Origin of the sequence: Paenibacillus durus ATCC 35681, assembly GCF_000993825.1 — a bacterium.
GTDB classification, from domain to species: domain Bacteria; phylum Bacillota; class Bacilli; order Paenibacillales; family Paenibacillaceae; genus Paenibacillus_AQ; species Paenibacillus_AQ durus_B.
The window spans coordinates 3,403,878-3,415,550 of sequence record NZ_CP011114.1; the positions used below are offsets into that span (position 1 = coordinate 3,403,878).

Annotated in this window: 9 protein-coding genes; 1 reads left to right on the top strand and 8 read right to left on the bottom strand. The window is 52.3% G+C overall.

Annotated features, from left to right (window positions below; all coding sequences use genetic code 11):
• Positions 1-119: 119 nt before the first annotated feature.
• Positions 120-563, bottom strand: a complete 444-nt coding sequence (gene dtd / locus VK70_RS15710) for a D-aminoacyl-tRNA deacylase (RefSeq protein ID WP_025695239.1) — start codon at positions 561-563, stop codon at positions 120-122.
• A gap of 20 nt (positions 564-583) precedes the next feature.
• The gene (locus VK70_RS15715; protein ID WP_025695238.1) at positions 584-2,761 is read right to left on the bottom strand and encodes a RelA/SpoT family protein; all 2,178 of its coding nucleotides are present in this window, start codon (positions 2,759-2,761) and stop codon (positions 584-586) included.
• A gap of 323 nt (positions 2,762-3,084) precedes the next feature.
• On the opposite strand from VK70_RS15715, the gene uraA reads away from it, so the two are divergent.
• Complete coding sequence (uraA, locus tag VK70_RS15720) at positions 3,085-4,401, top strand: uracil permease (protein ID WP_025695237.1); 1,317 nt, start codon at positions 3,085-3,087, stop codon at positions 4,399-4,401.
• 287 nt (positions 4,402-4,688) lie between these two features.
• Here uraA and VK70_RS15725 read toward each other — a convergent pair whose 3' ends face one another.
• The 6 genes from VK70_RS15725 to VK70_RS15750 form a co-directional block, all read right to left on the bottom strand.
• Positions 4,689-5,207 carry an adenine phosphoribosyltransferase gene (locus VK70_RS15725; RefSeq protein WP_025695236.1) on the bottom strand — a complete coding sequence of 173 codons (519 nt, stop codon included), beginning with the start codon at positions 5,205-5,207 and terminating at the stop codon, positions 4,689-4,691.
• Between the two features lie 177 nt (positions 5,208-5,384).
• Entirely contained in the window at positions 5,385-7,790 is a 2,406-nt protein-coding gene (gene recJ, locus VK70_RS15730; RefSeq protein WP_025695235.1) for a single-stranded-DNA-specific exonuclease RecJ, read from the bottom strand.
• Positions 7,791-7,821: 31 nt separating this feature from the next.
• A complete protein-coding gene (locus VK70_RS15735) occupies positions 7,822-8,781 on the bottom strand; it encodes a cation diffusion facilitator family transporter (RefSeq protein ID WP_025695234.1) in 960 nt (319 codons plus the stop codon).
• Positions 8,782-8,895: 114 nt separating this feature from the next.
• Positions 8,896-9,798, bottom strand: a complete 903-nt coding sequence (secF, locus tag VK70_RS15740) for a protein translocase subunit SecF (RefSeq protein ID WP_046723497.1) — start codon at positions 9,796-9,798, stop codon at positions 8,896-8,898.
• The gene (gene secD, locus VK70_RS15745) at positions 9,788-11,038 is read right to left on the bottom strand and encodes a protein translocase subunit SecD (protein WP_036639918.1); all 1,251 of its coding nucleotides are present in this window, start codon (positions 11,036-11,038) and stop codon (positions 9,788-9,790) included. The genes secF and secD overlap by 11 nt, the downstream gene beginning before the upstream one ends.
• A 228-nt stretch (positions 11,039-11,266) precedes the next feature.
• Positions 11,267-11,518, bottom strand: coding sequence for a post-transcriptional regulator (locus VK70_RS15750; RefSeq protein WP_025695233.1), 252 nt, complete (start codon positions 11,516-11,518; stop codon positions 11,267-11,269).
• Between the last annotated feature and the right edge of the window lie 155 nt (positions 11,519-11,673).

Below are 11,673 nucleotides of genomic sequence, written 5' to 3' on the forward strand. Positions count from 1 at the left end.
TGAAGTTTGCCCCGGCTGTCCGCAGCCTATCCAACAAGAAAACGGATGGTCCGAGAAAAGTCTCTCAGCCATCCGTTTCATATCATATCCGCCCAAGCGAAATTATATTACAGCTTCCGCTATCCCCTGCTGTCCAGAATTAGCGTAACCGGTCCCCAATTGATCAGGGAGACATCCATCATCGCGCCAAAAACGCCTGTTTCGACCTTCAATCCAAGCGTCTCAAGCTCCCGGTTAAAATAGTCATAGAGCCGCTCTGCCTCCGCAGGAGCCGCAGCCGCCATAAAGTTCGGCCGCCGCCCTTTGCGGCAGTCGCCGTACAATGTAAACTGCGACACAGACAGAATCGATCCGCCCGTCTCACTCACGCTATGATTCATTTTGCCCGCTTCATCCTCGAAGATACGCAGCCCGGCGATCTTGCCGGCCAGATACTTGGCGTCGTTCTCCGTGTCTTCATGGGTGACGCCGACCAGAAGCATCAGGCCTTCGCCGATCTCCCCGGCGGTCTTTCCGTCAACCTCGACCCGCGCTTCCTTACAGCGCTGCACAACCACTTTCATTGCTGCCACAACTCCTAAACTTACTGCATAATCCGGTGAACCGTGTAGACATCCTTTACCCGCTTCACCTTTTCCACTACCGAATATAAATGATCCGTATTGCGGATCAGAATCGTCATATGAATCATGGCCATCTTGTTCTTGTCGGAACGGCCGGTAACGGCTGAAATATTCGTCTTGCTCTCAGACACCGCCTGCAGCACTTCATTAAGCAGGCCGTTCCGGTCATGGCCGGTAATCTCGATATCAACGCTGTAATTCGCTTCCATGCTGCCTTCCCACTCGACCTCGATGACGCGCGCCGCTTCCTCGCTTTCCTCCGCCTTGATGTTCGGACAGTCCGAACGGTGTACGGATACGCCGCGGCCGCGCGTAACGTAACCGACAATATCGTCTCCCGGCACTGGATTGCAACATCGGGCGAAACGAACCAGCAGATTGTCAATTCCCTTCACGCGTACGCCGTTCGTCGGCTGATTGCGCTTCTCGGCAACTTTGATTTCCTTCTTCTCGGTCGTCAGCTCCAGATGCGCGGCCGCCGCTTCTTCCTGCTCCTTACGAAGCTTTTCCGTTAGGCGGGTAGCAATCTGCGCCGCCGTAATACCGCCGAAGCCTACTGCGGAGAGCATATCCTCGATGTCGTTAAAAGCGAACTTTTTCGCCGCTTCCAGCAGCTTGTCGTCCGACATCCAATCCGACGGCTCTGTTCCGATCCGTTTCAACTCGCGCTCGATCGCTTCGCGTCCTTTTTCAACATTTTCCTCGCGCTTCTCTTTTTTGAACCACTGCTTGATCTTGCTTCGCGCATGCGAAGACTGGGCGATCTTCAGCCAGTCCCTGCTCGGCCCGTAAGAATGCTTCGAGGTTAGGATTTCCACGATATCGCCGGTCTTTACCTTATGGTCAAGCGGTACGATCCGTCCGTTCACCTTGGCTCCAATCGTGCGGTTGCCGACCTCCGTATGAATCCGGAAAGCAAAATCCAGCGGCACGGAGCCCGCAGGCAGTTCGATAACTTCCCCTTTTGGCGTAAAAACGAAGACAAGATCGGAGAAAAAGTCCATTTTGAGCGATTCGACAAATTCCGAAGCATCCTTGGCTTCATGCTGCAGCTCCAAAATTTCGCGAAAAAAAGGCATCCGGTTCTCAGGATTGACGGACGTGCCGCTTCCTTCCTTGTATGCCCAGTGTGCTGCTATCCCATATTCGGCTGTCCGATGCATTTCCCATGTTCTGATTTGCACTTCCGTCGGCTCGCCGCCAGGACCTACGACCGTCGTATGCAGCGACTGGTACATGTTCGCTTTTGGCATGGCGATATAATCCTTGAAACGCCCTGGCATTGGCTTCCACAAAGTATGGATAATCCCGAGCGTGGCATAACAATCCTTGATGTTGTCAACGATAATGCGTATCGCCAGCAGATCGTAAATTTCGTTGAACTGCTTGTTCTTGGTCGACATTTTGTTGTACACGCTGTAAATATGCTTGGGCCGTCCCGAGAGATCGCCTTCGATGCCCATTTCATCCAGCTTGACGCGGATACGTGTGATGACGCTGTCGATAAACTGCTCGCGCTCGGCGCGTTTTTTATGCATCAGATTGGCAATCCGGTAATACTGCTGAGGGTTCAGGTAGCGGAGAGCAATATCCTCCATCTCCCACTTAATGGCCGAAATACCGAGCCGGTCCGCGATGGGACAAAAAATCTCCAGTGTCTCATAAGAGATGCGGCGCTGGCTTTCTTCCGATTGATACTTCAGCGTCCGCATATTGTGCAGCCGGTCCGCCAGTTTGATGACAATGACGCGGATATCCTGTGCCATGGCGATGAACATTTTGCGGTAATTCTCGTTCTGCTGTTCTTCCTTCGACCGGAAACGAATACGTTCCAGCTTGGTCAAGCCGTCCACGAGCATGGCGCAAGTATCGCCGAATTTCTCACGGATCTGCTCAAGCGATACCGTCGTATCCTCCACAACATCGTGCAGCAGAGCCGCAATAATGGAAATGACATCCATTTGCATGCCCACGACGATATCGGCCACCGCAAGCGGATGCAGGATATACGGCTCCCCCGATTTGCGCACCTGGCCTTGATGGGCCTGATCGGCAAATTCATACGCCTCCTGTATGCGTGGAAGATCCTTTTCTTTTATATAAGCTCCGGCCTTTTCAAGTAATCGCTCAATGCCCATACTCGTCGTATCCGTGTCCTTTCTATAATAAAATGAACCCGCGTATTTTGCGCATCCGCAGGCAGGGTTCGGTTCTTTTCATTTTAAAAAAGCCGATAACTTCCCTTATACTGAAAGTTTCCTATTATTATGACGCTTGCGGCGGATTACGTCAACACTTGCCACTCTATGGCATTTCTGAACGATTTATTAGGATTTTGTGAAAAATATAACGAACTTTATAAAAATGTTGTTGAAAAAAACATGCGATCTATTTAATCTAGTTAAGGCGCTTTTCCTTACAAGTCGCGTTAAGATTTAACACAAAAAGAGGAGTGAATGGTTTGCAACACGAAATTCAAGTAGGCGAAAGACTCCCCCTGGGCCCGGGGTTTCTTCTGAGCCTCCAGCATTTGTTCGCCATGTTCGGCAGCACTGTGCTTGTGCCCAACCTGTTCGGGGTTGACCCTGGCATGATTCTGCTGATGAACGGGATCGGGACATTGCTGTACATATTAATCTGCCGGGGCAAAATCCCCGCTTACCTTGGTTCCAGCTTTGCTTTTATTTCGCCGGTTACGGCTGTTCTGGCTGCGCATCAAGGCGATCACCATCACGGCTACTCGCTTGCTCTTGGCGCTTTTATCGTAACGGGAGTAATCTTTGTGATTGTCGCCCTGATTATACGCTATGCCGGAACGGGCTGGGTTGACATCGTATTCCCCCCTGCGGTAATGGGCGCCATCGTTGCCACAATCGGATTGGAGCTGGTACCGGTGGCCGCAGGAATGGCCGGCCTGATTGCTCCTTCCGGCGCTGTGGACTGGAAGCCCGATCCGGGCGCGATTACCCTTTCGATGGTCACTCTGGGCGTGACGGTTATCGGAGCGGTTCTGTTCCGCGGCTTTCCGAAGATCATCCATATTCTGATCGGAATTGTCACAGGCTACGTGCTGGCTTATCTTATGCACAGGGTCGATACCGCGGCAATCGCGAACTCGCATTTTTTTGCCCACCCGACCGTTACGGCGCCTTCCTTTGACTGGCATGTTATTCTGACTATCATTCCGGTATCCCTTGTCGTCATCGTCGAGCACATCGGGCATCTGCTTGTAACCAGCAATATTGTGGGCAAAGACCTTGCCAAAGATCCCGGTCTGGACCGCTCGCTTATGGGCAACGGGATTTCGACCATTATCTCCGGATTCGTCGGTTCAACTCCGAATACAACGTACGGCGAAAATATCGGCGTTATGGCTCTTACGAAGGTTTATTCCGTCTATGTCATCGGAGGAGCGGCGGTTATCGCCATTTTACTCTCGTTCTCCGGCACGTTCTCTTCCATCATCGCCAACATCCCGCTGCCGGTTATGGGAGGCGTGTCGCTGCTGCTATTCGGCGTGATCGCCGCCTCCGGGCTCCGCATCTTTGTGGAACAGAAGGTCGATTTCTCGAAGCCGACCAATATGATTCTGGCAACGCTCGTGCTCGTGGTGGGCATCAGCGGAACAACCCTTACCATTGGCGGTGTTCAGCTCAAGGGGATGGCGCTTGCCACGATTATCGGTATCGTCCTGTCGCTGCTGTTCAAGCTGTTCGAGGTTCTTGGGCTGTCCAATGACAAGGAAAAGATCAAACAGGCCGATGCGGCGGATGTTTAAGCAGACTATATAATAGCACAAGAAGAAACGGCTTCGCCGTCCTTTTAGCAGCTTAAGCTTCCGAAGTAGCGATACGAGTATCGCTTTTAGGCACCGTTTCTCGTAGAAATATAAGACAAATGGATAAGCGCTCAGCTTATATATTTTTATATTTTGCAAAAAGCCGGCAGCCCTCCGCACTTAAGTACGGTCATGGGCTGCCGGCTGTTTATTTCCCGGAAAATAGCGAAAGCTTGCTTGCCGGAGGTTAATCCTTCAGATAGCTCCTCCCATTAAGCAGCGAAAAATTAAACCTCGTAGCTGAGAAGGGACACGACTTCCACATCCTGAAGCTTTTTACGTCCTTCCAGCAGTTCTAGTTCGATCAAAAATGCCGCACCGACCACATTGCCGCCCAATTGGCGGACAAGGTTAACCGCAGTGGAAATCGTGCCTCCGGTTGCCAGCAGGTCATCGGCAATCAGGACATTTTGACCGGGCAGAACCGAATCAGTATGTACTGCAAGCGAGTCTTTTCCATATTCGAGATCATAGCCGGCTTCAATCGTCTCGTACGGCAGTTTACCGCTCTTGCGGATCGGCACAAACCCTACGCCCAGCGCATAGGCAAGAGGAGCCCCTATGACAAAGCCCCGCGCTTCAGGACCTGCGATGACATCAATCTTCAAATGGGCCACACGTTCTTTCAGCGCATCGATCGCCCCGCGGTACATTTCACCGTCCTTCAGCAGTGTCGTAATATCCTTGAAGCTGATGCCCGGCTGCGGGAAATCCGGAATCACGCGGATAATTTCTTTGAAGTCCAAAATAACTCCTCCTAAAAATTTTGATAGCATATGTTTCCTGAGTAAGCTTCGCAAAACTTGCTTCGGAAGCATTCGCTTAGTTTTGATAGCATGCACATCTTGAGTCAGCTTCGCAAAATTCACTTCGTTCTGTAAGCATACAGCCCTGTTGCCGCCCGATCTCTCGCCCGCTATGCTTTAGGATGCGCCGAGACGGCGCGACTCCATCCATTCTTGCAGCTCGGACGGACTTCCTTCCATAAAATATTGCTCCATCTCCGCCAATTGGCTAAGGCGCATAAAATGGCTGGAAGAAGTAAGATCCCGGGCGGCAGGCCGGGTCACAAAGGACAGCTGCCCCTGCTCTCTTCTTATAAAATCAAGTTCTTCAAATACGTCAAGCATCATCTTCAGCATTCGCAGACTCATCGGCGATTTGCGGCTGAGCCGCAGCAGCGCTTCTTGTTCCGGAACCGGACCGGATGCAATAGCGGCCAGCCATTTATAGAGCATCTTAAAATGCTCTCTCGTCGGAACAAGCAGCCGCTCCCGCTCCTGGCGAAGCGAGTGCAGCAGTGCAATATTCTCTGCTTCCGGAAAAGTACGCAGCAATGCATCAAGCTGCTCTGTCGATTCCGGCATATCCAGCAGGCATAGCAGGGATACGCTTCTTCCGTCATCCCCAGGCAGGTTGTCTGCCGGAGAAATTCCGTTATATTGATCATATACCCAAAAGGTCATCCCTTGACATTCCGGCTGGTCTTGCTCTTTCAGCCAATCCTTACGGACCACGGCCGCGGCCAGACCTTGTTTGCCGCCGGTTTGCGGCAGCAGCAAATTCCGCAGGCGCTGCGTCCTGGCGGCGGCATCCCGCACCCCGCGAAAATCAAACAGCTGAGGCTGAGGGACACTCAAATCCTTAAGCATAAGCTGAACCTTGCGGGAACCGTTCCATTCATTGATCGACAATTCCGCCAGCACATCGACACCGGTACCTGGGGGAAGCAGCTCCGCCAGCTCCCCCTTGCCGAAAGCGACGGCTTCGACCGTCGCGCCTCCCTGCTGCAGAACCAGCTTCAGATGCCGATTACCCTGCCCCATAGTGCGGGTCTCCTTCACCACCGCTTCCCGGACAATAAACTTTGGCAGCGGATTGCTCATGCCGAAAGGAGCCAGCAGTTCGAGCTCCTCGGCGGCCTGGAGCGTCAAATCAGCCAGCGAATACTCTCCGTCCGCCTCGGTGACAGGCACTAAATGCTCGTCCGTCAGGACGCCTGAAGTGAATTCCTCAAGCGCGGCGGTAAATGCCTCGAGATTGTCCAGATGAAGGCTCATGCCTGCCGCTGCCGGATGCCCGCCAAAGTGATCCATGAGTTCCGAGCAGGAAGAAAGCGCCTCATAGATGTCAAGGCCCGGAATGGACCGCGCCGAGCCTTTGCAGCAGCCCGTCTCCGGATGGATGTCCAATATAATCACCGGTCTGTAGTACCGCTCGAGCAGCTTGGAAGCCACAATCCCGACAACCCCAACGTTCCAACCTTCCCCGGCCAGAACGATAATGCCCGGAAGCTTTCCGTCCTTGAGTCTCTCCTCCAAACGGCTGACAGCCTCCGCAACAATCCGCTCTACGACCATCTGCCGCTCTTTATTCAGCAAATCTAGTTCTCCGGCAAGGCGCTCCGCCTCCACGGGGTCATCCGTTGTCAACAGTGACACGGCCCGTCCGGCATGATCCAGCCGCCCGCTGGCGTTAATGCGCGGTGCAAGGGCAAAAGCGACATTAACCGCGTCCACACTCTTCACGCTTACGGCGCTCACTTCAAGCAGAGCCCGAACCCCAGGATATTTCGAGCCGCGCATGCTCTTAAGCCCCCGGCGCACAATCACGCGGTTCTCATCAAGCAGCGGCATCAGGTCGGCAATCGTTCCGATGGCCGCGATCTCCGACCATTCTTCCGGAACTTCACCGTCCAGGAGAGCCTGAGCCAGCTTGTAGGCAACTCCCACTCCGGCCAATCCCTTGAACGGATACGGGCAGCCGGGCAGCTTCGGATTAATGAGCGCGTAAGCGGCAGGGAGAACCTCCGGCGGCTCATGGTGATCCGTTACGATAACATCCATTCCCAGCTCGTTCGCATAAGCAATTTGGCTGCATGCGCTGATCCCCGTATCCACGGTGATAACCAGTGAGACGCCCTGCTGCAGCGCCCAATCGAGCGCATGGTTATGCAGTCCGTAGCCCTCAACCGACCGGTGGGGGATATAAATATCGAAAGAAGCCCCCAGATGGCGCAGCAGATGGATCATCAGCGATGTGCTGGATACTCCGTCAGCGTCGTAATCTCCGTATACAAGGATATGTTCCTTTTCCTGTAGCGCTTTTTTTATCCGGGGAACGGCCTCCTTCATCCCCTTCAGCAAGAATGGGTCATACTCTTCTTCCGTTCCGGCGTTAATAAATGCCAGAGCTTCCTCCGGCGCTGTCATCCCCCTTGCGGCAAGCAAGGAAGCAACCAGTGGAGAAACAGAAAGACTCCGGGCCAATTCCCTGGATTGAACGGGATCGACAGCCGGAGAGTGCCATTTGGTTTTTGAATAAAGCAATGCGGTTCACCTTTCTCTCATACTAAGCCGGTTATTGCAGCAGTGTCGGCGTTTCGCTATCCGCCAGCTCATAGTTGGTCTTATAAGGATAACCCGGCTCGTAAGGGACGATATCCATATGAACCTCGCTAACGTGGACGAAACGGTGCTGCAGCAGCTTTTTAGCGCAGTCCGCAATTTCGCGGGCTTCCAACACGGTGATTCGCGGATTGACGCTGATGGTCACATGGAGGTTCACGCAGCGTCCATCTTCTAGCGCCTTTAAATGCTCCACGCGAATGACTCCATGCACCTTCTGAACGGTATCGATAAAGCTGACCGAGTCCTCATGCGGAAGCTCTTGGCCTTCCTTGCCTTGAATCGTACTGAGAATAAGCAAATACCCTTTACGCAGAATGAGGCAGGCCGCCAGAAGAGCGGCGATTGGGTCCAGGTACAAGAGAGGATGCAGGTAGCCTCCGAGCATGGTGGATGCTGCCACGCCAATCAACACGGTCAGCGAAGCGTATAGGCTGAAGCGATGATTATCGGCATAGGCGGCATGACTGCCGTTTCCGATTTTTTGGGCCGAACGGTATTGATATTGAAAAATAACTTCTTTCACCAGTAGAGACAAAAAGATCGTCAACAGGGCGTGTTCTCCCGAAGGATTCAAATCACCGCTCGTCAAATCTCGGATTGCGGAAAAAGCGATTTGCAAACCGCCCATCAAGATGAGCACTGCAAACACTACGGATAAAAAAGGCTCCCGCTTGCTTTTCCCATCCCGGGCAATCGGTCTTTTCTTATGGCTTCCCTTACCTTCGACGCGCCACGGGAGAATTTCGGCCAGCTTCGCTGCGGCATCCGCGCCCGAGTATAAAGCATCGGCGATCAAAGCCTTACTCCCGGAAAAATAGCCCGCGCCTCCCTTAACCAAAGCCAGCGCAAAATCACCAGCAATTCCGAGCCAGGCCGCACGCTCTTTTTGAGACATGTACTTCTCATTCATCTGGATTCCTCCTTGCCGCTTCCAAATATACGCGTGTTGAGTATAAAGACCTGATATCTCCCCCAGGTTTTCAAAAGCCGCGTCGTCATGAACGCGGCTTCGTCTGGTAGCTCATTATGCTTTGGCAGGCTTGCTCTTGGACTTCAACTTCTGGTTCTTCTTCAGCAGCAGCCAGAGCGGGCTCGCGATAAAGATGGAGGAATAAGCTCCGAACAGCAGGCCGATAACCATAGCCAGAGAGAACATTTTGATCGACTCGCCGCCAAGCACAAGCAGGAAGAATGCGGCGATGAATACGGTAAAGGCGGTGTAGAGCGAACGCATGATAGTCTGGGATACGCTCTTGTTCACCAGATTTTTCAGATCGTCGTAGGTCTTTTGCTTGCCGAAACGCAGGTTCTCGCGAATCCGGTCAAAAATAACGATCGTATCGTTGATTGAATAACCGATGATCGTCAATACCGCAACAATGAATGTCAGGTCCACTTCCAGCCGGAAAATGGAGAATACGGCAACGACCATGAACGCGTCATGGATAAGAGCGACGATCGCAGCTATCGCAAAGCGCCACTCAAAACGGATGCTGACATATACAATAATGCCCAGGCAGGAAATGAGAACCGCATAAATCGCGTTGCGGGCAAGCTCCTTGGCCATTTCGGTATCGACGGTGTTGACTTCAAACGACGCCTTGTCGTCAAGCTTGGTAATGGCGCTCTTCAGCGCGGCATCCTGCTGACTTGTCAACTCTTTGTCATAGCGGATGGTCACGCGCTGCGTTCCGGGTGTAATATCCGGCTCATGATCCGTTCCAATGTTAGCGACAGCCGTACGAATCTGGTCCACCGTCAAATTCTTGGAAAGGGAAACGTCAACGTTGGAGCCGGCTTTGAAATCGACGCTGTAGTTCAGATTTAATACGGCCAGGAATATAATCCCCAGAATCGTAAGCGTGATGGAGAAAATGTAAAAATACTTGCTCAAATGAACGTAATCAAGCTCTTTCTTAAAGCGCACTGATTTCACTCTCCTTTACCCCGAATTGCTTCGGCTTACTCAGCTTGCCGGCCTTAACCAGCATATTAAGCAGCCAGCGGGCGAAATAAAGGTTTGTAAATATGCTGAGCAGAATTTCTACAATCAGCACGAGCGCGAAGCCTTTTACCGAGCCTGTACCATAAGCGAACATGACGGCGGCGACGATAATCGTGGTGATATTCGAGTCCATGACGGTACGGAAGGAAGACTTGCTGCCTGCCTTGACGGAGGACATGATGCTCTTGCCGCTCCGCATTTCTTCCCGAATTCGTTCATTTGTAATAATGTTGGCGTCAACCGCCATCCCGATCCCGAGTATGAATGCCGCTATACCCGGAAGCGTCAAGGTAAAGTCGGCAACCACGAAGACCAGAATCAGCAGCCATGTATGCAGAATCAAGGCAAAGCTGGCGATCAGGCCAGGAACACGGTACATGCCGATCATAAAGATCAGAATAAATACCGAACCAATCAGGCCGGCTTTAATCGTCTGATCCAGGGACTGCTTGCCAAGAGTCGCCCCTACGCTTTGGGAGTATTTCTCCGTCAGCTTCAGCGGCAGAGCCCCGAGATTGATCGTATCGGCCAGATTCCGGGCTTCCTCAATTGTATAATTGCCCGAAATCGATGCCGTTCCGTCCGTAAGCTCCGCTCTGACAAACGGATCGGAGAGCTTCGTCTCGTCCAGGTAGATTGCGAGGTGCTGGCCGAGCAGTCGCTTCGTAATTTCCGCAAATTTCTGTTTATCTTTAACCTTGATGCTGATTTCGATCTGATTCAGGTTGTCGCGGCCGACGGTCGCGGCGTTCTCAACGAAGTCGCTGCCCACCAGCTCGACTTTACTGTACGTTCCTTCGGCGTCGCCTGGGGCGGCGCTGCGGAAAGTAAGCACCGCGGGTTCCTTCATTTTCTCACGAACCTCAGCCTCATTGGTAACACCGGCGATTTTCAGACGGATGCGATCCGTTCCTTCGGTGGTAACCTCAGGTTCGCTTGTTCCCAGTACGTTGGCCCGTTTCTCCAGGCTTGCAGCGGTCTGCAGCAGGGAAGCCCGGGTCACTTCCTGGCCTTGCTCGGAAGGCTGGGCTTGATACAATATTTCGAAGCCGCCTTTCAAATCAAGACCCAACCGCACTCTGTCGAGCAGCCCCGGAGTCGATACCGCCATAACGGCCGCCAAGACTAGCACGGTAATGATAAAGCTCAGAAGTCTTTTCATGCTCTTGCTAGTTCCCCTTTCTTAAACTCAATATTCCTATTATAGCGACGCACCAAATGAGCGTCAATTCAAGCTAAGATGAACAACATCCTCCATATTATCAAAAAGAAACGGAGGCTTCAGCCGCTTTTGTTACAATGCGGCAAGCCATCCGTTCCGGGAAAGCTATGAAGTCGGCACTTTTTTACTTTACGCCTTTGTGAAGCCGTTTGCAAAAATCCCTCGCGATTATTTCAGTCCTTTATAGGCGGAAATAGTCAAGTAATTCATGTAAGTTGTCACTTTCAAAGAATAGATATCATTCACAATTCTATGGATCTGCGGCGTTCCTTCCTTGGCGTAATTGCGGCTGACACACTCCCAGATATCCTTGGCAGTTACATATTCATACCCAAGAAGCCGGAATTCCTCAGCCTTGCTGCGGCACATGGCCTCGAGCTCCTTGTCCAGCACCTCTTGATTATCGTGCTCCGATTCCACGTGTTTACACCTCCAGCCGTCTTATAAACCTGGTCCATGAATTTTTCTCAAGTTAAGTATTCGACCTTCTTCCCCGCATTCCTGCTTTGCGGCCAAAATGTTATGCGAGGATGCGAGTCATGTCCGATCAGATACGGCATATCCATTTAATAGGA